Origin of the sequence: Arthrobacter dokdonellae, assembly GCF_003268655.1 — a bacterium.
Lineage (GTDB): Bacteria > Actinomycetota > Actinomycetes > Actinomycetales > Micrococcaceae > Specibacter > Specibacter dokdonellae.
Genome location: NZ_CP029642.1, coordinates 184,132 through 209,408 on the forward strand (window position 1 = coordinate 184,132; position 25,277 = coordinate 209,408).

Consider the following 25,277-nt stretch of genomic DNA (forward strand, 5'->3'; position numbering starts at 1 on the left):
GCCGGAGGTTGCTGCGCGCAGCGGCTGGAGGGGGCCGCGCCTACTCTATTTCGTCGTCGAATGTCACGGCCGCGATGGTGGGCATTCGGGCCAGTTCAGAGAGCAGGCCCGTCTTGGCGCCGAGACCCTCGATTTCCAGTTCGACCTCCACCAGCCGGGCGGATTCGGACAGCGATTCGGCGTTGAACAGCCGCCCCAGGGCGCCTCCGTCGTCAGGTGCGGGGCGCGTGTTGAAGCCCAGGATCTGGAAACCCTGCTGCGTGCAGGCCTGCAGGATCTCGCGCAGGGCCCCGGTGCCGTCCACATACTGCACCTGCAGGACGTGATAGCGGCGGCCAAACAGCCGCCCGCGTTCCAGGACCTTCGAATAGGCCAGCACAATCAGGAAGTACGCGCCCGTGACGAATGCCGCATACAGCACCAGCCCCGCGCCGGCGGCGGCGCCCACCGCCGCCGTGAGCCAGATGGACGACGCCGTGGTGAGCCCGCGCACCTTGTTGCGGCGGACGAACACCAATCCGGCTCCGATGAAGCCGATGCCGGAGACGATCTGCGCGGCCACCCTCGAAGGGTCCAGCCGGACCAGGTTGGCTTCCAGCACATCGGAAAAGCCGTACTTGCTGACCACCACAAACAACGCCGCGCCGAGGCCCACCAGGGCATGGGTGCGCATCCCGGCCGACTTGTTGTTGACCTGCCGTTCCAGCCCGATCAGCGTGGGAAGCACGACGGCGGCCGTCAGGCAGATCAGGATCGCCCACCAGGGCGCGCCGGCGGAGAGGATCATGGCAACGCCCCTGCCGTGTCAGCCGGGAGGATGAAGCCGTCACGGACCAGGTTGCGGACGTCGGCCTCCAGCGCCCGCGCAAACTCCGCATCGTCCCGTTCAAGCAGGGTTGCGAGCGCGTCGATCAGCTGGCCCACGGTGAGTTCGCCGTCGCTGGCGGAAACGAAGCCGGCCAGTTCCGTGGTCAGCAGGATGGTGCGGCGCAGACCCGCCCCCTGCCGCAGCAAAATCACGCCGGGGTGTTCGGCTCCGGGCTTTTGGTGGCGTTCCTCGGTGACGTCTTCAGCCACCACCAGCAGCTCCCCGCGCAGGGATTCCCGGGCGGCCAGCCACTGCTCCCGGTCCAGCGCGGCGGCCAGGTGCGGGCCAATCGGCTGCTCAATCGGGTAGAGGATTTCCTCGAAGCGGCTCCCCGTGGCCGCCGGCCCCGGATCCTCGGGCCGGCGCAACAGGGCATAGCCAAAGCCGATGCCGGCCACGTTGCGGGAGGCAAAGTCGTGCAGGTAGTCCGCGTAGGCATCCGCATAGGCCTCTCTGTCGCGTCCCTGCGAGGCATCCTGCAGCCACGTTTCGGCATACGCGGCCGGGCTGACCTGCTCGCGCTGGATGAACCAGGCCTGCACGCCGCCAGCGGACCACCGCATGGGGCGGGCCGGCCATAGGGCTTCGGTGCCGCCGTCGGGCCGTTCCTCCGCCACAACCTCCCAGTTGCCGAGCATCTGGGCTATGCCGCCGGGAGCCAGGACGTCGGGGAGCCCCCGGACCAGGGCTTCGACAATGGCGTCGCCGGCCAGCCCGCCGTCGCGGTAGGTGAATTGCGCGCCCGCGTCCTCGCCACGGTGCCGCGGCGTGATGACGAACGGCGGGTTGGACACCACCAGGTCGAACGTCTCGCCGGCCACCGGTTCCAGCAGGCTGCCCCGACGCAGGGAGACGCGGGCGTCCTGGTTGGCGGGGTCAAAGTCGGCGTCGGCCAGGCCCAGGGCGGAGGCGTTGAGCAGCAGGTTGAAGCGGGTAAATGCCAGCGCGCGGACGGAGACATCCGTGGCCACCACTGTGTGAGCGTGGCGGAGCAGGTGGAACAGCTGGATGCCGCAACCAGTGCCCAGGTCCAGGGCACGGCCCACCACACGGCGGATGGTGCCCTGCGCCAGGGTGAGCGACGCCTGGCCGATGCCCAGCACGTGGTCCCTGCGCAGCACGCCCGGCCGCTGGTGCGCGCCAAGATCGCTGGCCACCCAGAGATTGGTGTCGGGGCCGCCCGGGGTCTCCGCCGCCCAGCCGTATGGGCGCAGGTCGACGGCGGCGCGCAGCAGGACCGGGGCGGCCGGCGCCTCCGGGGCGGCGTCCGGGGCGGCCGGTGCCTCCGGGGCCTCCGGGGCGGCGGCCGGGCCGGCGCCGCCGTGGGCGCGTTCCGCGGCCTCCACCAGGCCGAGCGCCGTGAGCACGTCCGGGCCGGTTCCGGGCAGCGCGTCGGCGAGCGCGGAGGCGGTGACGGTCTCGGCGAGCAGCCACAGCCGGACCACGGTGGCCAGCGGTTCGTCGCGCCCCTTCAGCGCAAGCAGCGCCGGCACCACCTGGTCCCGGCCCAGCGCCTGGTGGGCTTCCTCGCCGAGGAGCGCCGTCACGCCGTCGACCGTATAGTCCACGGCGGCGAGGTCCGCCGCGAGCGCCGCCAGCAGGACAGGGTTGTCGCTGCGCGGGGCGTCCGGAACGGTGGCGAAGTCGGTCATGCCTCCAGCCTAACGAGTTCAATACTTTTGCCGCCCAAAACCGTCGGCCCACGGGCTCGATGGCCCCGGCAGCACGATGATCGACCTTCACGTTGGAGGGGGCAAACCGGCTGCGCAACCGGGTTTACCTCGCACTGCACGACGGGCCGCAACGGGAACTGATTGCGGTGTGACCCGGCAACGTCCCGCAACCCCATGATCTATGTTGCAGCTCTTGGACCGACGGAACGGACCGAACGGACGTTTTTTTCATGGATTTTGTCCTGGATTTTGTCCAAGAGCTGCAACATGGATTTCTTACGGGCCGCCCCGGGGAGAGGGACGAGCTCCGGGAGGGCGTGGGGGCTAAGCCGTGCAACCCTGCGGGCACTGCAGGGTTGCCGGTTCGCTGGCGCAGTCGGCGCAGTACAGGTTCAGGTAGCGGCAGCTTGGATTGGAGCAGTTTTCGAACTTGTTGCTCGGGCTGCTGCAGCGGATGCAGTGTCCGATTTCCTTGGCCTCCTCGCTGAATTCCATGTGCATGCGCTTGTCAAATACATAGAGGGAGCCTTCCCACAGGCCCTTGTCCTTGAAGGTTTCCCCATAGCGGACAATGCCGCCGTCCATTTGGTAGACCTCCTTGAAGCCGCGATTGACCATGAGGGAGCTGAGTACTTCGCAGCGGACGCCGCCCGTGCAGTAGGTAACCACCGGCTTGTCCTTGAGGTCGTCATATTTGCCGGAATCGAGTTCGGCGATGAAGTCGTGGGTGGTGGCGACGTCGGGGACGACGGCATTCCGGAATTTACCGATCTGGGCCTCGAAGGCGTTGCGGCCGTCGAAGAACACCACTTCCTCGCCGCTGGATTCCTTGGCGGCGACCAGTTCGTGAAGTTCCTCCGGCTTGAGATGCGTGCCGCCGCCGACCACGCCGTTTTCATCCACCTTCAGTTCGCCCGGGGCGCCGAAGCTGACAATTTCCTCGCGGGCCTTCACGCTCAGACGGGGGAAGTCTTCGCCGGTGCCGTCGGACCACTTGACGTCGACGTTTTTGAATCCGGCGTATTCGCGCGTGGTTTTCAAGTATTGTTTGAGGTCCCTGATGTCCCCGCCCACCGTGGCGTTGATGCCGTCCTTGGAGATCAGGATCCGGCCCTTGAGCCCGAGTTTTTCGCACACGGCCCGCTGCCAGAGCCGCACCGCCTCCGGATCTGGGACCTCGGTAAAGCCGTAAAAGAGCACAATTTTGTTTAACGCCACACGCTTAATCGTACGGCGTGGAGCCAAACATGGCGCGGCGTGGCCTGTTGGGCGGCCACACCATAGGCTGGTGGCATGACATCTGGTTCCACGGAACTTGCGGCACTGTTGGATGCCTGGTTTGCCGGGTGGACGGCGCTCCGCAGCTACCGGACCTCCTTCAACACCGGCTATCACTCCGCCCTGCGCTTGGACCGCAGCGGCGATTGGGAATATTTCATCAGCGACCCTGCGCCGGCGGATTTTGCCGTGCTGGCCGCCAAAGTGGCAGAGGACGACAACCGGGCCATGTGTGTCCTGGGCCCGGACATCCACCGCTACGTCCGTCAGGCACACGCCGCGGGGCTCGGAATGCTTTCCGCGTCGGAACAGATGATGGCCGTCAGGATGGAGACCCAGGACAACCAGGACCCGTTTCTTGGCGACCCCGACCTCACCCTCCAGGTCGACCGGATGGGCGGACGACGCGCGGCGTCCACCTGCCAGGCGCGTTTTTCCGGCACGATCGCCCGCGGCCGGCTCGTGCTGGCCAGCGGAAAGGTGGCCATCTATGGCGACTACGCCGTCTTCGACCAGATTGAGACCCACGCCGCCCACCGCCGCCAGGGCTACGGGCGGCTGCTGATGCAGTCGCTTGCGGCGCGCGCCAAGGAGTACCCCGTCACCACCGGCCTGCTGCTGGCCAGCACCGACGGGCAGCGGCTTTACACCAAGATGGGCTGGAGCAGCGTCAGTGCCGTGACCGTGCTGGTGCCGCGGGCCCGGCTCGAACAGGACATGGCACGGGCGTAGCCCGCGCTGGCGCATCCGGGCAGGGCGGGGCTGCTTCCCCGCGGCGGAGCCGCGCTGCCGGGCGGTGGCACAATGATGGGGTGCCTGCCAACGACTCCATGATCCCGCTCCTGGGCGGGGGTGAACGCCCCGCCCAGCTCCAGCATGTCCGCCACATTCCGGCGCGGCAGGCCGTTTGCGTCCCTTGGCCCCAGTGGGTGCATCCGGACATTGTGCGGGCTTATGCGGGTCTTGGCGTGGATTCCCCGTGGCTGCACCAGGCCGCCGGTGCGCAGGCCGCCCACAACGGCGAGCACGTGGTGGTGGCGACCGGCACCGCCTCGGGCAAGTCGCTGGCGTACCAGCTGCCCGCGGTGGACGCTGTCCACCGCGCAGAGCTGCACGTCCTGGAGAACCCGGGCAGGCTGGAGCACGACGGCGCCGTGGCCCTGTATCTCTCCCCCACCAAGGCGCTGGCCGCCGACCAGCTCGCGTCGTTGGCCTCGCTCCACCTGCCAACCCTTCGACCGGCAACCTACGACGGCGACACGGCGCCCGCCGACCGCCGCTGGATCCGCGACCACGCCAACTTTGTCCTGGCAAACCCGGACATGCTGCATTTCGGCGTGCTGCCCAACCACACGTGGTGGGCCAGGTTCTTCCGGCGCCTGAAATACGTGGTGATCGACGAAGCCCACAGCTACCGCGGCGTTTTTGGATCGCACGTGGCGGTGCTGATGCGCAGGCTGCGGCGCATCTGCGCCCACTACGGCGCGGACCCCATCTTCATTGGCGCGTCCGCAACGTCCTCGGATCCGGGCGTCTCGTTTTCGCGACTGATCGGCGCACCCGTCACCACCATCACCGAGGACTCCTCCCCGCACGGCGCCACGACCGTCGCGTTCTGGGAACCCGAGCTCACCGAGTTCAAGGGCGAGAACGGCGCCAAGACCCGGCGCACCGCCATCGCTGAGACCTCCGACCTGCTCGCAAACCTGGTCTCGTCCCGGGTCCGCACCATCGCTTTCATCAAGTCCCGGCGCGGCGCCGAGACCATCGCCAGCGTGACACGGCGCCTGCTGGACGACGTGGACCCCAGCCTGCCCGGACGTGTCGCCGCCTACCGTTCCGGCTACCTTCCCGAGGAACGGCGGGCCCTGGAAAGGGCGCTGCGGTCAGGGGAGCTGCTGGGCGTCTCCAGCACCTCTGCCCTGGAACTGGGGATTGACATCTCCGGCCTCGATGCGGTGCTGGTGGCGGGCTGGCCTGGGACGCGTGCGTCCCTGTTCCAGCAGATTGGCCGGGCGGGCCGGGCCGGCCAGGACGCGCTCGCCGCCTTTGTGGCCAGTGACGACCCGCTGGACACGTACCTGGTGCACCATCCCGAGGCCATCTTTGATGTCCCGGTGGAGGCCACGGTTTTCGACCCCTCCAACCCATACGTGCTGGGTCCGCACTTGTGTGCGGCGGCGGCCGAGCTGCCCCTCACCCACGCAGACCTGCCGATGTTTCCGGACAACACAGCGACGCTGTTGGACCAGCTGGTTGCCGACGGCTACCTGCGCAGGCGCCCGGCCGGCTGGTTCTGGACCCATCCGCAGAGCGCCGCGGCCATGGTCAACCTCCGGGCCGACGGCGGCGGACCCATCAACATCATCGACGCCGACACTGGCGCACTCCTGGGCACCATGGACTCACCCCAGTCCCACTACCAGGCCCATCAGGGTGCCGTCTACGTGCACCAGGGTGAGCCCTACGTTGTGCTGGAACTCAACGAACAGGACCATTGCGCCCTGGTCCGCCGAGGCAACCCCGACTATTACACGACAGCCCGGGACGTCACCCAGATTGCCGTTCTGGAATCGGAGCGGCACGAGGTGTGGGGGCCGGTGGAGATGCATTTTGGCGAGGTGCAGGTGACCACCCAGGTGGTGTCATTCCAGCGCAAGGCCTTCATCTCCAATGAGGTCTTGGGTGAGGAACCGCTCGAACTCGGCGCGAGGGACCTGTTCACCAAGGCAGTGTGGTTCACCATGGACAACCGCACGCTCCTGGACGGAGGCCTGGTGGAGCCCCAGTTTCCTGGCGCCCTCCACGCCGCCGAGCACGCGGCCATCGGTCTCCTTCCCCTGGTGGCATCGAGTGACCGGTGGGATGTGGGCGGCGTATCCACCGCCCTCCACGCCGACACCGGCCAACCCACGATCTTTGTCTACGACGGCCACGCAGGCGGGGCAGGCTTCGCCGAACGCGGTTTTGCCATGGCCCGCGTGTGGCTGGCAGCCACCCGGGACGCGATCAGCTCCTGCGAATGCGATTCCGGCTGCCCGTCCTGCGTGCAGTCACCCAAATGCGGCAACAAGAACAACCCGCTCGACAAGGCCGGCGCCGTCTCACTCATTAACGTCCTGCTCAAGCACGCCGGCTGACTTTCAGGGAACAGACGGGGGCCCTGCCCTGGCCAAGCCGCGGGCCGGCCAGGGCAGTGTGGTCCGCACCGACACTTCGACCTGGACGGTGTCCGCCCACGGGCCGAGGACCCGGCACGACGTCAGTGCGGCGCCGTGCCGGGAGGCCAGGTCCGCCGCGACCTGGCATGGATCGCCGGCGGCCAGGCCGCGGGCGGCGTCGGCTGCGGCGAGCGCAGCAAGGTCCGCCGCCGTTGCAGCCTTCGATGCTGCTGCCCCCGCCTGCGCCAGCCCCAGTACCCCCGCCAGCAGCAACAGCAGGACCACGGACAGTCCGGCCGCCACCACCGTCCCGGCGCCGCGCTCCCGGTCTCGGACCACCAAGGTTGCCCCGGCCCTCCTGCCGCGCTCGGGCCCGGCGTTACGTCCGGCCATGGTCGTTCCCATCCGGGCGAGTGCCAGCCACGGGCGCACCGCGAATGGAACATGCCCGCGCCCGCATCACATCCGGCGCACCGCGAATAGAATATTTCCCGGTCTGCACCAACTCGAGCGCACTGCCGGCCGGCGCCCGGGCCCACCGCCACAGCGCGGTCTTGCGCGGCGGCTGTTCCCCCTCCCCTGCTGGCACCTCCGGCTGGGCCAGGTCGGGGAAGGCAAAAATCCGCCCCGTGAGGCGGCGGGCGGGGATCCGCGGCAGGACCGGTCCGGGCCGTTCCCGGCCCCCGACGGCCTGGTCCAACCCGAAGCTTTCCATGCGTGCGGTGGCCTTGGCGCTTTGCTGCCAGGGCATCATGACGGCCAGCGGGCCTGACAGCCCGCCCGTGACCGTGACGGTGGCGTAGCCCGCGGTCAGATCAACGGAGACCGCGCTCCCGCCGCCCGCAAGGTTTCTGGCAATGTCCGCCGACGTGGCAGTCGATTCGCCCCTTGCCAGAGCCCGGGCGCCTGCCCGGGCACCTTCCTCGAGCCGCAGCTGCAACAGGCCCGCGCCGGCACCGAGCAGCAGAAGCGCCAACAACGCAGTGAGTGCCGGCAGGACAACCGCAAATTCGGCCGTGACGGACCCCCGGTCTGCGCGGCTGGCAAGCAGTGGCTCAGCTCCGTCCCGGCCGGCACATGCGTGCTCCGCGTCTTGAGGTGAAGGGTTGTCCGGGTCCGGAACGCCGTGCCCCGGATTGTCCCGTCGAGTCCACCGCTGCCGCATCGTTGCCGCCTCCTGTTCCCTGCTGCCTGTTCGCAGCTGCGTTGCCGCCTGAATGGGTGGATCAGAAGCTCAGGGCGGTGCGGATGATGTTGAGCAGGAATCCGCGGACCTCGTCACTCTTGAGGATGACCACCAGCAGGCCCGCAAACCCCACGGCGGCCAGCGTGGCTATGGCGTATTCGGCGGTGGCCATCCCGGCCTCCGCGCCCAGCCGCCGCAACGGAGACAGGCGGCCCAACCGATGCACCCGTGGATTGCTGGCGAACGGACGCATGGTGCTGGCCCCCGGGAAGATCTCCCGTACGTTGCCGGCTTCGGGTGCGGATGCGCTGGGGACGGCCGCTGCCGTGTGAAAGTCGGTGCTGAACATCGTGACTCCTCGTTGTGTCCTGACTGGGTGGACGCGATGGTTGCCGGCGTCCGCCGGGCCGCGGGGCGGCACCTGCTGTCCACTTTTCCGTGCGCTCACGGAACGTGAAAGGCCCTTGCCCCCGATCGTGGATCTACGCCGCCGCAGGGTCCCCTGTGGAGGGAGAAACCGGAGAATTGCATGGTCGGTCGCTCGGTTTGGCTGCTAAAACGCAGGGATCATGGCGACCACGACGGGCACAATGCCAAGGCAGATGAAGGCGGGCAGGGAGCACAGGCCCAACGGCACCACGAGCTTGACACCGAGCGCGGCAGCACGCTTTTCGGCGTCCCGCTGAGTCTGCCGCCGTCGTTGCGCGGCCTCGGCGTAGAGCAGCGGCGCGGCCGGCGCTCCCGTCAGCGCCGCAAAGCTCAGGGCAGCGTGTAGTTGTTCCACCTCGCCTTGATCGCGCACTCCCTTCCAGGAGTGTTCCCAGGAAGCGCCGATCTGCAATCCTGCCACGACTTGGGACAGGCCCGCCTGGATCCGCGCCGTGGACACCCCCGCCACGAGCTCCAACGCCCATGGAATGGCCAGCCCGGCATCCAGGGCGGCGCCGAGGAATTCCAACAGGAGAGGCACGTCGGCGATCCCGGCGTCCGCCTCATTGCGCCCGTTCCACGGTTTCCCCGGGTTTGAAGGTTCTGTGCGCCGGCGAACTCCCGCTGCCCCAGCTCCTGGGGAGCGGCCGGCCCAGCGACTCGACGCGTCGAAGCCGATCAGGCATCCCGCCGCAAGGGCCATGAGGGTAAATACTCCGAGCACGGCCATTAGTGTTCCCTGCCTGGAACGGGCCTGGCTGCAGATCCAGGTACGGCCGCCGCTTCCCGCCGGAGTCGCCCGAAGCCAGCGGCAGGTCCGGCCCGTGCGCGCTGCCGGGACGGCGTCCGTGCGGCAGCGGCAATCAGGGCGTACGACCACCACCGCCCGCAAATCACCAGCACCAGTCCGGCGCCGAGACACGCCCAGCCGAGAGGACCGCCCAACAGGACACCCAGGGGATCAACCCCCATGGCCATGCCGAGACCAAGCCCAATGAAGGGCAGCCACGTCAACAAGCGGACCGTGGACCGCGGGCCGGCAAGGGCGGTTTCCCGAAGTTCGGCCGTGTCCTCCTCCACTTCCAAGCGGTCGGCCAGCCGGGACAAAACGGCTGCCATGGGTGCTCCGCTGGCCTCGCAAATCTCGAAGCAGGCGGCCACGTCCAGCCAAACCGTCCGTTGCCCGGGAGAAAGGCCGGCCGATTTCCGGTGTGGTCCTGTGCCGGGAGGCGTGGCCGTGCCGTGCCGCGCGGCAGACCTCAGGGCGTCCGCTGTCGGCAGGCCCAAGGCACTGGCCCGCTCCACGGCCCGGACCAGGGCTACGGCCTGCTGGCACTGAGGCTGCGGCGTCCGTTGACCCGCCGGCCCCGCCCTGCGTGCCGAACCGCGGGCAGGCCAGCGCCCAGGGCCGTCACCGCGGACGCGGTGGCCGCCCACCGGCTGCTCCGAAACAAGCACCTCTGCGAGCGCAGCCCACAGCACCGGCCCGTTACGTCCGGAGGCAAGAAGGGCGGAAAGCTGACGCACCAGCCGCGGCATCGAAGCCTCCGGACCTCGGCGGCGGACCCGCCACGGCCGGCCAAACGTCGCCGCGCGGTTCAAGGCATCTTCGGGGCGGGACGCCCCGCGGCCCTCAGCGGGACGGGGCCAGGTCCGCCGTCGGACGGAGTAAAGCAGGCAGGCAAGCGCGGTCAGCGCAAACACCATTACGGCAGCCACTCCCGGCTCCCTTCGGACAATGCCGGGTCCATTCCCAGCCGCTGTGCAAGTTCCGGCCAGGCGTCGCCCGTGGACAGCAGGCCCTTGGCGGGTACGGGGCCATCCGCGTCCTCCCGTCCGCCCGCCCCGAAAAGTTCCACCGGGCGGACCGTCAGGGCCGCCATCACCGCGAGCCGCCCCCCACGAAGGGCCACGACCCCGATTTGGGAAACAAACCGCCCGTTGGCGCCGCGATCAACGTGGACCACCACATCCAGCGCGCTGGAGGCCTGGAGCGCCACAGCCTCGGTGCTCATCCCGGCCAGCACGCCCAGTCCTGCCAGCCTGGCCGGAACGTCGGCAGCACTGTTGGCGTGGATGGTTCCGCCACCGCCGCTGTGGCCCGTATTGAGCGCCATGAGCAGTTCCCGGACCTCTGCCCCCCGGCACTCCCCCACGATCAGCCGCCCTGGATTCATCCGCAATGCCTGCCTCACCAGTTCCTGGAGGTCGATGCTGCCTGCACCCTCGGCATTCGCATGCCGTGCTTCCAGCGTGAGCACATGGGGGTGGTCCGGCTGCAGTTCCGCTGCATCTTCGACAAGGACCAGCCGCTCGCCGGGAAGGCAGAGGCCGAGCAGGGTGGAGAGAAGGGTCGTCTTACCGGCTCCGGTGGCGCCGCTGACCAGAAAGCCCAGACGGGAGCCGATGATGCGGCGCAGGACGGCTGCCAGGACAGGATGCACGCAGCCTGCGGCCTGGAGTTCGGCCAGCGTAAAGGAGCGGCGGCGTCCGATCCGGATTGAGAGCAGCGTGCCGCTGGAGGAGACGGGAGGCAGGACGGCATGGATCCGGTATCCCGGGGCAATCCTCACGTCCACGCATGGTGAACTGTCATCCAGCCGCCTGCCCCCGGTGGCGATGAGCCGGATGGCGAGGGCACGCAGTGCACTCTCGTCATCAAAAGCCACGTCCACGGGTTCCGGTCCGGCACCCCGATCGAGCCACACCGAATCCGGCGCATTCACGAAGATGTCTGTCACGCTCGGGTCCAAGGCCAGCGGCTGCAGCGGACCCAGCCCGTTAAGTTCGGCACTGATCCTGTCCATGGCCACCAGTGATCCGGCGGCGCCGAGCAGCCGCCCGGTCCCGCGTACCGCCGCCGCGACCCGCAACTCAGTGATGGGTCCAGAGTCCCCCAGCACCGTTTCCCTGACGGATTCCAGCAGGGCCGGATCCAGCACGGCTGGAACCATGCCCGCGGCCCGCGGATCCGGCAGCCGGGCGGCGTCGAACGGGCGCCGTGCCGCGTGGCGCGTCACCGCCCGTGCCTCCCGGCTCCCGCGGGGCGCCCTCCCACCGGCTGGCCGCTGCCGGGGGTGCCGGCGGCGCCGTCCCCGGCCAGCCAGGCCAGAATCCCCGCCACCAGGCGGCGCACCTTCCTGTGGGTGGCCATGTCCAGGAGCCGTCCGGCGTCGAGCGCCTCTTCCAGGCCCTTGATCCGTGGCAGGGAGCCCAGCAGCGGCAGGCCGAGCGCATCGGAGACGAGGCGCGCGTCAACGCCGTCGCGGAGGGGCCCGGCCACCACCGCTCCGACGGGCGCCGCGGGCAAGGCCTCAAGCACACGTTCCGCGGCGGCAGCCGCCCTGAGGCGGGCCGGGACGATCATGACAAATCCATCGCAGTGAACGCCAAGCCCGAGTGCGTGCCCTGCCGGCCGTCGGACATCCACCACCACGAGCCCGTAGGCCACTCGCGCGGCCCGCATGACCTCAGCCTCCGCCGCCGGAGCAGCGGCGCGCCCCGCAGCGCCGTCCGCACTCCACGAAAGCAGCGACAGCCCGTCCATCGCAGGAAGCGACGCCGCGAGCTGCTCAGGGTTGATGGCCCCGGACGCCTGCAGGAGGTCGGGCCACCGAAGGCCGGAAAGGCCTTCCGCCGCCACAGCGCTGTCCAGGCCGCCGCCCCATGGATCCCCGTCCACCAGCAAAACCTGCGTCCCCCGCGATGCTTCAAGGCCGGCAATCAGCGCAGCCAGGGTGGAGGTCCCGGCCCCACCGCAGCCACCAATTATTCCCACGACCCCCGCCCCGGCGGCCGGTTCCCGCAGGCGGGTGAAGTAGTTGGCCAGCCATTGGGCGGAGTCCGGCAGCACGGCGACCCTGTCCGCGCCCAGGCGGGCGGCCTGCAGCCACATGCGTCCCGCATCCTCGGCCCGGCCCACCACCACGGTTGGGCCGCGCCAGCCGGCCAGCCCGCCGGGCACGTCGCTGCCAATGAGGACGGCAGCAACCTCACCCCACTTCCCGCCGCCGTCCTCCATGGTTTCGGCAATGACCAGCCCGACGGCGGCCGCCGCGCAAACGCGTCCCACCTCGCCATGGAGCGCCGGCGAGGCGGAAACCATCATCACCGTGGTTTCCTGCCCGGGCAGCCAGGGCGCCCCTCGCTCGAGAGGCTCCGACACCATCGGTCCGCGGCCGGGACCGGCCGTGCGGCGGGCATTCATATGTGTCGTCATGACTTCACTGTCCACCTGGCAGTCCGCCCGTTCCAGCGGTCCGCGGCCGAATGTGGACAGGCCGCCGGGGCAGCGCCGCTGTGGAGGACGCAACCATTTTGGACGGCAGCAGCCCGCGTCCGGGCGGCCCGCGCAAGCCGTCCGGGCAGCCCGCGTCCTTCGACCTGAGACCCTTAAAACCGTTCGAATATTCGAATGCCGGCCGAGGCAGTGGACAATGGAGGGATGTACGCGTTATTGGCCTCGGCGCCCGACCCCGCCGCCGTCGAGCTTCAGCTGTGGACGGCGGAAGGCAGCCCGGCGGCGCCGGCCAAGAACATGGCACGCGCCTCCGTGGCCGGCGCAGTGCGGGCCGTTGAGCAGGCCCACCGGCCCCGGTGGGTGTGGGACCGCTCGCAACGTTGGTACCCCGGGCTGTTGGCGGCTGGGATCCGGGTGGAACGTTGTCACGATCTGGCCTTGAGCCAGGCAATCCTGCTGCCGTCGAGATTCACGGCCGACACCGGCTACCGCCAGGCGGCCCATGTGCTGCCTCCCGAGGACCTGCCGCCGGCACCGGGCACAGGCAGCGCCCAGGCCAGCCTCTTTGACCAGCCGGCCAAGAACCCGGCGTGGGACCTTGTTGCCGTGTCCGCTGAACTGGCCGCCCAACAAACTGCCATTGCCGCCTCCACCCACCCGGCCAGGCTGGCACTGCTCACCACCGCGGAGTCCGCCTGTGCTTTGGTGGCCGCTGAGATGCAGCATGAAGGCATCCCCTGGCGCACCGACCTGCACAGTGCGCTGTTGGCTGACTTGCTGGGCGCCGAGCCGCCGGACCACGCCCGGCCACCAAAACTCGAGGCACTGGCCATGGAGCTGCGGGCCGCCCTGGACGCGCCAGGTCTGAATCCGGACTCCCCGCAGGACCTGATGAGGGCCCTGCACCGGGCGGGCATTGACGCCAAGTCCACACGTTCGTGGGAGTTGCAGGAATTCAAGCATCCGGCCATTGCGCCATTGCTGGCGTACCGGAAACTGAGCCGGCTGTTCACCACCAACGGGTGGGCGTGGCTGGAGCAGTGGGTGCGCGGCGGCCGCTTTCATTCCGAGTACGTGGTGGGCGGGGTGGTTTCCGGGCGGTGGGCCTCCCGCGGCGGCGGCGCCATGCAGATCCCCAAACAAATCCGCGGGGCCGCGGTGGCTGATCCGGGCCACAAGCTGATCGTGGCCGACGCCGCCCAGCTGGAGCCGCGGGTGCTGGCTGCGCTGGCGCAGGATTCGGCCATGGCCGCCGCGGGCCGCGACAAGGACCTGTACGCGGGCATCGCGGCGCAGGGATTTGGCGGGGAGCGTGCCATGGCCAAGGTGGCGCTGCTTGGGGCCATTTACGGTTCGACGTCGGGCGAGTCCGGCCGTCTCATGCCGCAGCTGACGCGCATGTATCCGGAGGCTGTGGGGTTCGTGGAGGAAGCGGCCCGCGCGGGCGAACGGGGGGAGCAAGTGTCCACGCACCTGGGGCGCAGCACTCCGCCGGTCTCCGAGCAGTGGCGGGCCAGCCAGCGCAGCAGCACCGCCGACGAGCAGCGAAGGGCGGAATCCGCGGCGCGGTCGCGTGGCCGCTTCACCCGGAACTTCGTGGTCCAGGGCACGGCGGCCGAGTGGGCCTGCTGCTGGCTGGCGGAACTCAGGCGCCGGCTGCGCGCCCTGGTTCCGGCGGAAGGAGCCCCGCCGTCGGACGGCGGTGTCCCGGTTACCCAGGACTGCCTGGCCCTGATGCCCGACGCCGGTGCCCCCGCCAGCCCGGACGGAACCGGCGGCGCCGGCACCGGCGCCGGCGGCACCCGGGAAACGGGCCGCCCGGAGCTGGTGTTCTTCCTGCACGACGAAGTCATGGTCCACTGCCCGGACGCGCTGGTGGAGGCGGTGACCGAGATGGTGCATGAATCGTCCCGGGCCGCCACCCGGCTGCTGTTTGGCCCGATTCCGCTGGAGTTTCCCGTTAATGTGACAGTGGTGGAATCCTACGCGGACGCCAAGTGAGCCGGGCGCCGTCACACCCAGTGGTCGTGAAGCCGCCAGTGGTCGTGAAGCCGCCAAGACCTGCGGCTCCTACAACGGCGCCGGGATCTCCCGGGACGCATCCCACGGCACGGACCAGCCGAGTTCATCGAGGACGTGGGTCAGGATGCCCGCGGTGAGGCCCCACACCACCACTCCGTTCACCGTGAAGGCCGGTCCGCGGTAGGTCTGACCGTTCCGGGTGAGCGTCGCGGTGACGCGGTTGTCTGGATCCAGGAGGTCGCGGACGGGAACACGGAACACCTGCGCCGATTCGCCGTAGTCCACCACGTCGACGGCAGTCTGCCTCGTCCACCAGCCCAAAACCGGCGTGACGAGGAAGTTGCTGACGGGCACAGGCACCTCGGGCAGCTGGCCCAGGATTTCGACCCCGTCGGGGTCCAGCCCCGTCTCCTCCTCGGCTTCCCGCAGGGCCGCAGCAAGGACGGAGGCGTCCCCCGGGTCGACGCCGCCCCCGGGGAACGCCACCTGCCCCGGGTGGTTCGTGAGCGTGGCGGCGCGCTCGACGAGCAGAATATCGAGGTCGGCGGACGCGAGGGGCTTCGAGGACGCCGCCGGAACATCGTCCAGCGCCCCAAAGAGCAGCAGCACCGCGGCCGCGCGCGCCACGCTGCGGTCCATGGGCGAATTCCACAGGGCGGCGCGGGCCGCGTGGAACTCGCCGGAGCGGGCCCGTCCGGCCAGCGCTTTCAGGTCGGTGTAGGCGCTCATTCGACGTCCACGCCGGCGGATGCCACGCCGGCGGCGCCACCCGATCCGCCGTCGCCCAGCCGGGCGGCACGCTGCGATTCCTGCCGGTATTCGGCGGCCCGGCCCACGTCGGCCAGCATTCGGGCAAGGAGTTGCTCCTGCCCGGGCGCCAGCTCGTACTTGAGCAGCTTGGCCGCCTTGACCGGGTCCACTTCGCCTTCGCCGTACGACGGGCACAGGTGGGCAATGGAGCATGCCCCGCAGGCAGGCTTGCGGGCGTGGCAGACCCTCCGGCCGTGGAAAACCACCCGGTGCGAGACCATGGTCCAGTCCCTGCGCTCAAACAGCGCGGCCACGTCGGCCTCGATCCGCACAGGATCGGCCGACGTCGTCCAGCCGAAACGCCGCGCCAGCCGGATGAAGTGCGTGTCAACGGTAATTCCCGGGATGCCGAAAGCGTTGCCCAGTACCACGTTCGCCGTCTTGCGCCCCACGCCCGGCAGGGTGGTGAGCGCGTGCAGGGAGCCGGGCACCTCGCCGTCATACTCGTCGACGATCCGTGTCGCCAAGGCAAGCAGGTTCGCGGCCTTGGCCCGGAAGAACCCTGTCGGCTTGATCAGGGTTTCCAGCTCCACCGTCGCCGCCTCGGAAAGGGCCAGCGCGTTGGGGTAGCGTGCAAAAAGTGCCGGGGTGACCGCATTGACGCGCACGTCTGTGGTCTGGGCCGAGAGGACGGTGGCCACCAGCAGTTCAAAAGGGTTCGAAAAGTCAAGCTCCGCGTGCGCGTACGGGTAGGCCTCCGCGAGTTCGCGGTTGATCCTGCGGGCCCGCCGTTTGAGCGCCAGCGGCGATTCGTTGTCGACGGGCTTCAAGGCCTACTGGCCCTCCGGCGCCCGCTCAACTCCGACCAGGTCCAGCAGCAGCCCCGTCTTGCCGTGGCTGTCCTGCACCAGAAAACTGCTCCCGCGGTCCTCAAGGGCCAGGATCCAGGAGCCGGGCATCAGCTTGAACACAAACTGTCGCGTGTGCTCGTCCACCACGTTTTGCGGGCGGTCCACGGCGAACCAGAAGGGGTCCGCCACCACGGGCTGGGCCTGCGGATTGACGGTGGCGCCAATGCTCTCAGACGGCGCGGACTCCACGACCTTGGGATTGAGCGTCGTCGCCGGGGCGCTTTCCGCGGCACGTTCTGCTGAGGGCACGACGCCGGCAGCCGGCTCCGCGCCGTGACCCGCCTGCGCTTCGCCCACGTTGGCAGACACCTGGGCGGACGCGCCGGCCCCGCGCGGTCCTGTTCCGGCGGCGTCCACCTGGGAGGCAACGGTTTCGGCGGAACGGCTCGCGGGCATGCCGGTCGTCGCCGGTGCCGCGTCCTGCGCTGTAGAATCCTGCGCTGGGGTGCCGTGCTTTGCGGTGTCCTGCGGTGCGGCGTCCTGCGCTGGGGTGTCCTGCGCTGCGGCGCCGTGGCCGACAGGACCCCGGGCAGCATCACCCTGGGAACCGTCGCCCTGAACCGCGGCGCGCGGCTGGGCGGCCGCCGCAGCTTCCGCGGAGCCCGCCGCACCGGTCACTCCAGCGGTGCCGGCAGCGCCGGCGGGCGTGAAGATCTGGCCGGCCGGGGTGTGCGCGGGCGTCTGGGACCCGGCGTTCCAGCCCGGGCCGGGGACGGGCCGGTCCTGTCCGGCCCCCTGTCCGGATGGGGCCTTCTGAAACTGCCCGGGACGTACGCCCGCGGCACCGCCGGCGGCGGATCCGACAGACAGCGCCAGCACCGGCTTGTGGGCCCCGGGCCGGCGCGTGGCCACGACGGCGTCGCGTGCCGCGGGGTGGGCCGGGGTCTCGGCGCGGCCGGAAAAGTCGGAGGCGAAAAAGGGAATCCACTGTGCCAGCACGGTCGCCGCGAGCAGCACGAGCGCGCCGATCAGGGCCACCAGGTAGGCGGCCCTGAAACCGGTGACGGTTGCCAGAAAGAAGTAGAAGGTGGCAAATCCGGCCACCACGGACGCGAACTGGTCAACCGAAAGGGAGCCGACCCGCGGCTTCACTTCCGGGCTCAGCCGGCGGATGACAAAAAGCACGCCGACCGCCAGCGGCAAAATCACGCCGATGCCCAGGAAGAACAACGGGCTGAGATTCCAGAGGTTGCCCGCAAAACCGGGGCCCATGACCAGCGGCAGCAGCGAGGCGACGAAAATGACCAGAACTCCGACCAGTGCCGCAATGTCGCGGACGGTCAGCGGGCCAAGGACGGCCGTGCTTGGTGCCGGGCCCTTGCGTTCCGACGCCACGGCGGTGGTTGACGCTTTTTGCTGTGTCATGGGGGTCACTCCTCAAAGTCACGGTTCTGTTACAGCCTAATGAACGCGGATGGCCAACACTAGCGGGCACGGCCAAAAGCGGCCACAATCACCGCTCTCGGACCGTTCTGCCCATGAAGTCCGCCCGACTCCGGTGGCTGACATGTTCTGCACTTCGGCGCAGATCCGCCCCCTCCGGCCCCTTCGGCCTGTGACGGCAACCACGCCGTGACGCCCGACACGCTAGAGTGAAACGTAGAGAAACTTGCAGAAAGCTAAGGTGCCGCGATCCGTTTCCCAGGCCCGTCAACAAGGCGTGGAAGCAGGGCCTGCGGCATCAGTCAAGAAGGAATGAAGGGGTTTTAGATGTCCGATGACACCACCACGGCTGGGCCTAACGGCGATGCGCTGGAAAATCTCCTGACGGAGAACCGCCAGTTCCCGCCCAGCGCCGACTTTGCCGCCAACGCCATCGTCAAGGCCGGCGAATACGACGCCGCCAACGAGGACCGCCCCGCGTTTTGGGGCAGGCAGGCCCGCGAGCTGCTGACCTGGAGCAAGCCCTTCACGAAGACGCTGGACTGGACCAATCCGCCGTTCGCCACCTGGTTTGACGACGGCGAAATCAACGCCGCGTACAACGCCCTGGACCGCCACGTGGAGGCCGGCAACGGCGAGCGCGTCGCCATTTACTTCGAGGGCGAGCCCGGCGACACCCGCACGTACACCTACGCGCAGCTGACCGATGAGGTCAAGAAGGCCGCCAACGCCTTTGAGGCGCTGGGCCTGGCCAAGGGCGACCGCGTGGCCGTCTACCTGCCCATGATCCCCGAAGCCGTCATCACCCTGCTGGCCTGTGCCCGCATCGGCGCCATCCACTCCGTGGTCTTTGGCGGCTTCTCCGCGGACGCCCTGCGCAGCCGCATCGACGACGCCAAGGCGAAGCTGGTGGTCACCGCGGACGGCACGTTCCGCCGCGGCAAGCCCAGCGCCCTCAAGCCGGCCGTGGACGAGGCGCTCACGGCGCCCGGGCACTCGGTGGAGAACGTCGTCGTGGTCAAGCGCAATGGCGAGGACGTCAACTGGGTCGAGGGCCGCGACAAGTGGTGGGACGACACCGTGGGCAAGGCACCCGCCGAGCACACCGCCGTGGGGCATCCCGCCGAGCACCCGCTGTTCATCCTCTACACCTCAGGCACCACGGGCAAGCCCAAGGGCATCCTGCACACCACCGGCGGCTACCTCACGCAGACCGCCTACACACACCGCGCTGTCTTCGACCTCCACCCGGAGACGGATGTTTTCTGGTGCACGGCCGACGTCGGATGGGTCACCGGCCACTCGTACGTCACCTACGCCCCGCTCATCAACGGCGCCACCCAGGTCATGTACGAGGGCACGCCCGACTCCCCGCACCAGGGCCGCTTCTGGGAGATCGTGGAAAAGTACAAGGTCTCCATCCTCTACACCGCGCCGACGGCGATCCGGACGTTCATGAAGTGGGGGGAGGACATCCCCGCCAAGTACGACCTCTCCTCGATCCGCGTGCTCGGCTCGGTGGGCGAACCCATCAACCCCGAGGCGTGGATGTGGTACCGCCGCGTCATCGGCAACGACCTGGCACCCGTGGTGGACACCTGGTGGCAGACCGAGACCGGTGCCATCATGATCGCGCCGCTGCCCGGCGTCACCTCCGCCAAGCCCGGCTCGGCCCAGACCCCGCTGCCCGGCATCGCCGTGGACGTGGTGGACGAACTGGGCGGCCCCGTGCCGGACGGGCACGGCGGCTACCTGGTGATCCGCGAACCGTGGCCGGCCATGCTGCGTGGCATCTGGGGCGACAATGAACGCTACAAGGACACGTACTGGTCCCGCTTCGACGGCATGTACTTTGCCGGCGACGGTGCCAAGAAGGATGAGGACGGCGACGTCTGGCTCCTGGGCCGCGTCGACGACGTCATGAACGTCTCCGGGCACCGCCTCTCCACCACGGAAATCGAGTCCGCGCTGGTCAGCCACCCCTCCGTCGCGGAGGCCGCCGTCGTCGGTGCCGCGGATGAGACCACCGGCCAGGCTGTCGTGGCGTTTGTGATCCTGCGCGGCTCCGCCGTGGACGATCCGGACATTGTCACCACGCTGCGCAACCACGTGGGCAAGGAGATCGGCCCGATCGCCAAGCCCAAGACCATCCTGGTGGTGCCGGAACTGCCCAAGACGCGTTCGGGCAAGATCATGCGCCGCCTGCTCAGGGACATCGCCGAGGGCCGCGAGGCCGGCGACTCCTCGACCCTGGCGGACAACACCGTGATGAACCAGATCTCGGAGTCCCTGAAGGCCTGACCCACCCCGTACGTCCCCCCACCCCGTCTGTGTTGCAGATGTTGGACCGATTTCGTCGATTTTCGCCGTTTTCAGTCCTGTGATCTCGCATACCTTATTGGACAGTTTTGTCTCGGACCTTCGTAGACACTCTGTCTCATCGCCTTGTAGACAGTTGGTCGGTTTTGCTTGTGGATTGTGCATAAAACACAACCATCAATCAAAGTCCGTCATCTCGTTGCTACATGGCCTTCCGATGCTCCTCGCGGTGCCGTGAGCGCGTTTTGTAAACAACATAATGTCTCCCGGGCCTGGTTCTACCAGGTCCGGGCGGCAGCCCAAGCGCTCGGCCCGGTCAAGGCGTTGGAGAAGAGGCCTCCGATCGCGTTGCGGCATCCGAAAACCACTCCCGCTTCCATGGTCGATCTGCTGCTGGGAACCCGCGAGGAGTTGGAGAAGGCCGGCTTTGATGCCGGCCCGCTCTCAGTGATCGCCAAGTTGCGCCGACAGGGCTTCCAACCGCCCTCCAGGGCGACTGTGGCCAGGATCTTCACCCGTGCCGGCGTCGTGGTGCCGGAGCCGAAGAAGAAGCCCCGCAGCGCCTATATCCGGTTCGTCTATCCGCAGCCGAATGCGTGCTGGCAGATTGACGCCACCGAGTGGGTGCTGGCGTGCGGGACGAAGGTCACGATCTTCCAACTCATCGACGACCATTCACGGCTGGCCCTGGCCTCGTTGGCTGCTTCCGGGGAAACCAGCGAGGCCGCGATCAGGGTCGTGACAACCTCGATTGACCGACACGGGGTACCCCAGCGCTTCCTCAGTGACAACGGCGCGGCTCTTAACCCGACACGGCTGGGCAGGCGCGGGGAACTGGTGGAATTCCTGAAGGCCCGGGGCGTGGAACCCATCACCGGAAAACCCTACAAACCCACTACCCAGGGCAAGAACGAGCGGTTCCATCAAACCCTGCACCGGTACCTGAAGCAGCAGCCACCAGCCACCACGCTGGAGGTCCTGCAAACCCAGATCGATGCCTTCGACCGGTACTACAACACCGAACGTGAACACCAGGCCCTGAAGCCGGGTATGACACCGCAGGAAGCCTGGAACGCCACACCCAAGGCCCCGGCACCCGGCCCGCCGGAACCAGAAGAACCCACGGTAGGGGCAGAGCGGTTCAGCGGCCAGCGTCGTGTCGGACGAGACGGCAATGTCACCGTCTTGGGGACGCATTTCAAGATGGGCAAGAAATACATCGGCACCACCGTGAACATCATTCACGACGACACCGACATCATGTTCTTCGACAGCCTTGGCTCAGAAATTATCAGCCACCCCATCCCACCCAAAGGCACCCCATACGTAGGCAACGGCAAACCCTCCGGCATCGCGGCAGACCCCGCCGGCGCCGTGCGGAAACGTAAAATCAGGCCAGTCAAAACAACAACTACGACCGAACAGCCCGAACCAGAAACCGTCTAAAAAGAAGTGAGACACTTCCGGTCTGGCCACTACTCAGACCGGAAGTGTCTACACAACAATGAGACATCAACTGTCAACACAGGTGCGAGACATGAACTGTCTACAGAGGTCCGAGACATGACACGCCGTTTTCAGTCCAACATCTGCAACACAGATGTGTTTAAGGGCGGCCGCGGGAATGAAATTGTGATCGAAAATTTTCCTTTCTGCACCTTGACGTTTCGTTTTTGTTGCTTCATGATTGTTCCATGTGATCCACTTCACAGGCTTGCGCTTTTCAAGGGAGAAATCATGTCACTCAACGAAAATCGACCCCCAGCGGGAAACGTCCGGCCGGGTCTTGACCGCCGCACCCTTTTGAAGACCCTCGGCGTGGGTGCCGTCGGCGCCGCCGGCATCCCGCTCCTGGCCGCGTGCACGGGCGGCAGCGGCCCGGGCGCCACGCCGTCGGCCTCCACCTCGCTCACGTTCGGCTCCGGCTCCTCCGACGACGTGCCCAAGGCCGCCTACAAGGCCGTCACCGACGCGTTCACGGCGAAGACGAAGATCAAGGTCACCACCAACGTGGTGCCCCACAACGATTTCCAGAACAAGATCTCCACCTACCTCCAGGGCAGCCCGGACGACGCCTTCACCTGGTTCGCCGGCTACCGCATGCAGTACTACGCAGGCAAGGGCCTTCTGGCGCCCATCGACGATGTGTGGCAAAAGGTCGGCGCCAACTACTCAGACGCCATGAAGAAGGCCTCCACCGGCCCTGACGGCAAGATGTACTTTGTGCCCAACTACAACTACCCGTGGGGCTTCTTCTACCGCAAGAGCGTCTGGGCGGACAAGGGTTACACCGTTCCCACCACCTTCGATGCGCTCAAGACCCTGTGCGCCAAAATGAAGTCAGATGGTTTGATCCCCATCGAGTTCGCGGACAAGGACGGCTGGCCGGCCATGGGCACCTTCGACTACATCAACATGCGCCTCAACGGCTATCAGTTCCACATGGACCTGACGGCGCACAAGGAGTCCTGGGACCAGAAGAAGGTCAGCGACGTCTTTGACACCTGGAAGGCCCTGCTGCCGTACCAGAACCCGGCCGCCCTCGGCATGACCTGGCAGGACGCGGCCATCAACATGGGCAAGAAGAAGTCCGGCATGTACCTGCTTGGCTCCTTTGTCACCCAGCAGTACACGGACAAGACCATCCTGGACGACATCGACTTCTTCGCGTTCCCCGAAATCGCCATGGAAGGCCAGGACGCCGTGGAGGCACCCATCGACGGCCTGCTGCTGTCCAAGAAGGGCGGCAACAACCAGGCCGCTCGGGACTTCCTGGCGTTCATGGGCACCCCCGAGGGCCAGGACGCCTACGCGAAGGTGGACCCCTCCAACATCGCCACTGCCAAGGGCGCGGACACCTCCACGTTCAGCCCGCTCACCAAGAAGTGCGCCGAGACCATCGCCAACGCCAAGAGCATCAGCCAGTTCTTTGACCGCGACGCCCTGCCGGCCATGGCCAACAACGTCATGATCCCGGCGCTGCAGGGCTTCATCAAGGACGGCACGGTGGACGTCAAGAACCTCGAGTCGCAGGCCAAGGCACTGTACGCGGCCCAGTGACGGCTTGCGGCGGCGGCCGGCACCGGCCGGCCGCCCCCGTACCCACTGCAACCAGCCTGTCCCCAGCAAACGTCCACTGCGAGAAAACGAGTTTGCCGCCATGAGTACGCCAACCGAGCTTTCCGAATCAGCCACCCCCGGCTCACGGGCCGGCCAAAGAACACCCGCGCGCCGGCCCAAACCGGGCAGGGTCAGGCGGCTTTCCAAGCGGGACAAGGTGGTCCTGGGCATCATGGTGGGCATCCCCACGCTGGTGCAGCTGGCCTTCGTCTGGATCCCCACACTGCTGTCGGTCCTGCTGTCCTTCACCCGCTGGAACGGGCTGGCCCTTTCCGACATCCGTGCCGCTGGCGTGGCCAACTACAGCTACGTCTTCACCGACAACCCCGCGTTCTGGCCGGCCGTCCAGCACAACATCCTGTGGCTGTTGTTCCTCGCCGTCATCGCCACCCCGCTGGGCCTGCTGCTGGCCGTCCTGCTGGACCAGCAGATCCGCGGCAGCAAGATCTACCAGAGCGTCTTCTTTATCCCGGTCATGCTGTCCCTGGCGCTCGTGGGCATCATCTGGCAGCTGTTCTATCAAAAGGACAACGGCCTGCTGAACTTCCTGCTCGGCACCGCCGGCACGCCGCAGGCCGTCGACTGGTTTGGCAATTCCAGCGTCAACATCTGGGCGGCCCTCGTTGCTGCCACGTGGCGCCACGCCGGTTACGTCATGATCCTGTACCTGGCCGGCCTGAAAGGCGTCGACGCGTCCCTGAAGGAGGCGGCGTCCCTGGACGGCGCCAACGCCCGCCAGACCTTCTTCCGCATCGTCTTTCCCGCCATGGCGCCCATTAACATCGTCATTGTGGTCATCACCATCATCGAATCGCTGCGCGCGTTCGACGTCGTCTGGGTCATCAATAAGGGCACCAACGGCCTGGAACTCATCAGCGCCCTGGTCATCACGTACCTCATCGGCGAGGGGCAGTCCATCGGAATCGGCTCCGCCTTTGCCGTCATCCTGCTCGTCATCTCCCTGGTGCCGATCACCATCTACCTGTCCCGCACCTTCCGGAAGGAGAAGTTCTGATGTCTGCTTCCACGACCAGCAAACACGCCAGGCCCGCCAGGACGTCGAAGGACGGCGTGGGCCACGGCCGCAGCCGCCCGCACTACGGCACCCACATTTTTTTGACCGTCATGGCCGTCATGTGGATGGTCCCCCTGGGCTGGGCCCTGTTCACGGCCCTGCGCCCCAAGGCGGACACAGACAAGTACGGCTATTTCAGCCTCGGCGGCGCCTTCAACTTCGACAATTTCGCGCAGGCCTGGACCCAGGGCGGCTTCCCGCGCTACTTCATGAACTCACTCATCATCACGGTCCCCACCATCATCCTGGTGCTGCTGTGCAGTTCCATGATGGCCTTTGCCGTCAGCCGGGTCAGCTGGAAGTTCAACGTCACCCTGCTGATCATGTTCACCGCCGGAAACCTGCTGCCGCCGCAGGTCCTGGCCACGCCGCTGTTTGAGATGTTCAAGCTGATCCAGCTCCCCTACTGGTTCAGCGATTCGGGGAGCCTGCTCAACACCTACATCTCGGTCATCATCGCCAACACCGCGTTCCAGATCGGTTTTTGCACCTTCGTGCTGTCCAACTACATGAAGGCCCTGTCCGCGGACCTGACGGAGGCCGCCCTGGTGGACGGGGCCGGAATCTGGCGCCAGTACGTCTCCATCATCATGCCGCTGTGCAAGCCGGCCATCGCCGCCCTGGCCACGCTGGAATTGATCTTCATCTACAACGACTACTTCTGGCCGCTGCTCTTCATCCAAAGCGGCGACCGGCTCCCTGTCACCACGGCCATCAACAACCTGCAGGGGACGTTCCTGTCCAACTACAACCTCCTCGCCGCCGGGGCCACCATCACGGTCATTCCCACCCTGGTCATCTACCTTGCGCTGCAGCGCCAGTTTGTGGCCGGCCTGACCCTCGGTTCCAGCAAGGGCTGAGC

Annotated in this window: 21 protein-coding genes; 8 read left to right on the forward strand and 13 right to left on the reverse strand. The window is 67.7% G+C overall.

Features of this window, described 5'->3' with window-relative positions:
• Nucleotides 1-40: 40 nt before the first annotated feature.
• From DMB86_RS00865 to trhO, 3 genes are all read right to left on the reverse strand, one after another.
• A complete protein-coding gene (locus DMB86_RS00865; protein ID WP_113716146.1) occupies nt 41-787 on the reverse strand; it encodes an MgtC/SapB family protein in 747 nt (248 codons plus the stop codon).
• Nucleotides 784-2,520 (reverse strand): DUF7059 domain-containing protein, encoded by a 1,737-nt coding sequence (locus DMB86_RS00870; RefSeq protein ID WP_113716147.1) that lies wholly within the window; start codon nt 2,518-2,520, stop codon nt 784-786. The genes DMB86_RS00865 and DMB86_RS00870 overlap by 4 nt, the downstream gene beginning before the upstream one ends.
• Before the next feature lie 345 nt (nt 2,521-2,865).
• Nucleotides 2,866-3,759, reverse strand: a complete 894-nt coding sequence (trhO, locus tag DMB86_RS00875; protein ID WP_113716148.1) for an oxygen-dependent tRNA uridine(34) hydroxylase TrhO — start codon at nt 3,757-3,759, stop codon at nt 2,866-2,868.
• 75 nt (nt 3,760-3,834) lie between these two features.
• On the opposite strand from trhO, the gene DMB86_RS00880 reads away from it, so the two are divergent.
• Nucleotides 3,835-4,551, forward strand: coding sequence for a GNAT family N-acetyltransferase (locus tag DMB86_RS00880; protein WP_113716149.1), 717 nt, complete (start codon nt 3,835-3,837; stop codon nt 4,549-4,551).
• A 98-nt stretch (nt 4,552-4,649) separates the two neighbouring features.
• On the forward strand, nt 4,650-6,959 hold the full coding sequence (locus tag DMB86_RS00885; protein WP_418202336.1) for a DEAD/DEAH box helicase: 2,310 nt from the start codon (nt 4,650-4,652) through the stop codon (nt 6,957-6,959).
• Between the two features lie 3 nt (nt 6,960-6,962).
• Here the strand turns inward: DMB86_RS00885 and DMB86_RS00890 are convergent, their stop codons facing one another.
• The 7 genes from DMB86_RS00890 to ssd form a co-directional block, all read right to left on the reverse strand.
• Nucleotides 6,963-7,373 carry an Rv3654c family TadE-like protein gene (locus tag DMB86_RS00890; RefSeq protein WP_113716151.1) on the reverse strand — a complete coding sequence of 137 codons (411 nt, stop codon included), beginning with the start codon at nt 7,371-7,373 and terminating at the stop codon, nt 6,963-6,965.
• On the reverse strand, nt 7,360-8,145 hold the full coding sequence (locus DMB86_RS20710; RefSeq protein WP_193926262.1) for a TadE family type IV pilus minor pilin: 786 nt from the start codon (nt 8,143-8,145) through the stop codon (nt 7,360-7,362). The genes DMB86_RS00890 and DMB86_RS20710 overlap by 14 nt, the downstream gene beginning before the upstream one ends.
• 61 nt (nt 8,146-8,206) lie before the next feature.
• Nucleotides 8,207-8,515, reverse strand: coding sequence for a DUF4244 domain-containing protein (locus tag DMB86_RS00900; protein WP_113716152.1), 309 nt, complete (start codon nt 8,513-8,515; stop codon nt 8,207-8,209).
• Between the two features lie 204 nt (nt 8,516-8,719).
• Nucleotides 8,720-9,325 (reverse strand): type II secretion system F family protein, encoded by a 606-nt coding sequence (locus tag DMB86_RS00905; protein ID WP_113716153.1) that lies wholly within the window; start codon nt 9,323-9,325, stop codon nt 8,720-8,722.
• Nucleotides 9,325-9,714 (reverse strand): hypothetical protein, encoded by a 390-nt coding sequence (locus DMB86_RS20205; protein WP_129545436.1) that lies wholly within the window; start codon nt 9,712-9,714, stop codon nt 9,325-9,327. The genes DMB86_RS00905 and DMB86_RS20205 overlap by 1 nt, the downstream gene beginning before the upstream one ends.
• Nucleotides 9,715-10,301: 587 nt before the next feature.
• On the reverse strand, nt 10,302-11,615 hold the full coding sequence (locus DMB86_RS00915) for a TadA family conjugal transfer-associated ATPase (RefSeq protein ID WP_418202292.1): 1,314 nt from the start codon (nt 11,613-11,615) through the stop codon (nt 10,302-10,304).
• Complete coding sequence (gene ssd, locus DMB86_RS00920) at nt 11,612-12,814, reverse strand: septum site-determining protein Ssd (protein ID WP_113716155.1); 1,203 nt, start codon at nt 12,812-12,814, stop codon at nt 11,612-11,614. The genes DMB86_RS00915 and ssd overlap by 4 nt, the downstream gene beginning before the upstream one ends.
• A 225-nt stretch (nt 12,815-13,039) precedes the next feature.
• On the opposite strand from ssd, the gene DMB86_RS00925 reads away from it, so the two are divergent.
• Nucleotides 13,040-14,836 (forward strand): bifunctional 3'-5' exonuclease/DNA polymerase, encoded by a 1,797-nt coding sequence (locus DMB86_RS00925; RefSeq protein ID WP_113716156.1) that lies wholly within the window; start codon nt 13,040-13,042, stop codon nt 14,834-14,836.
• 69 nt (nt 14,837-14,905) lie between these two features.
• Here DMB86_RS00925 and DMB86_RS00930 read toward each other — a convergent pair whose 3' ends face one another.
• Genes DMB86_RS00930 through DMB86_RS00940 form a run of 3 tightly spaced genes read right to left on the reverse strand, consistent with a single transcriptional unit; the run spans nt 14,906 to nt 17,883 of the window.
• Nucleotides 14,906-15,586, reverse strand: a complete 681-nt coding sequence (locus DMB86_RS00930) for an NUDIX hydrolase (RefSeq protein WP_113716157.1) — start codon at nt 15,584-15,586, stop codon at nt 14,906-14,908.
• Nucleotides 15,583-16,437 carry an endonuclease III gene (gene nth / locus DMB86_RS00935; RefSeq protein ID WP_113716158.1) on the reverse strand — a complete coding sequence of 285 codons (855 nt, stop codon included), beginning with the start codon at nt 16,435-16,437 and terminating at the stop codon, nt 15,583-15,585. The genes DMB86_RS00930 and nth overlap by 4 nt, the downstream gene beginning before the upstream one ends.
• A 3-nt stretch (nt 16,438-16,440) precedes the next feature.
• On the reverse strand, nt 16,441-17,883 hold the full coding sequence (locus DMB86_RS00940; protein WP_113716159.1) for a hypothetical protein: 1,443 nt from the start codon (nt 17,881-17,883) through the stop codon (nt 16,441-16,443).
• A 345-nt stretch (nt 17,884-18,228) separates the two neighbouring features.
• On the opposite strand from DMB86_RS00940, the gene acs reads away from it, so the two are divergent.
• The 5 genes from acs to DMB86_RS00965 all read left to right on the forward strand — a co-directional run bounded on the left by acs (nt 18,229) and on the right by DMB86_RS00965 (nt 25,275).
• Entirely contained in the window at nt 18,229-20,202 is a 1,974-nt protein-coding gene (acs, locus tag DMB86_RS00945; protein WP_113716160.1) for an acetate--CoA ligase, read from the forward strand.
• A gap of 252 nt (nt 20,203-20,454) precedes the next feature.
• A complete protein-coding gene (locus tag DMB86_RS00950; RefSeq protein ID WP_227878454.1) occupies nt 20,455-21,666 on the forward strand; it encodes an integrase core domain-containing protein in 1,212 nt (403 codons plus the stop codon).
• Nucleotides 21,667-21,957: 291 nt separating this feature from the next.
• Nucleotides 21,958-23,280: an ABC transporter substrate-binding protein gene (locus tag DMB86_RS00955; RefSeq protein WP_113716161.1), complete on the forward strand. Its 1,323-nt coding sequence runs from the start codon at nt 21,958-21,960 to the stop codon at nt 23,278-23,280.
• A gap of 100 nt (nt 23,281-23,380) precedes the next feature.
• Nucleotides 23,381-24,355: a carbohydrate ABC transporter permease gene (locus tag DMB86_RS00960; protein WP_113716162.1), complete on the forward strand. Its 975-nt coding sequence runs from the start codon at nt 23,381-23,383 to the stop codon at nt 24,353-24,355.
• A complete protein-coding gene (locus tag DMB86_RS00965) occupies nt 24,355-25,275 on the forward strand; it encodes a carbohydrate ABC transporter permease (protein ID WP_113716163.1) in 921 nt (306 codons plus the stop codon). The genes DMB86_RS00960 and DMB86_RS00965 overlap by 1 nt, the downstream gene beginning before the upstream one ends.
• Nucleotides 25,276-25,277: the final 2 nt, after the last annotated feature.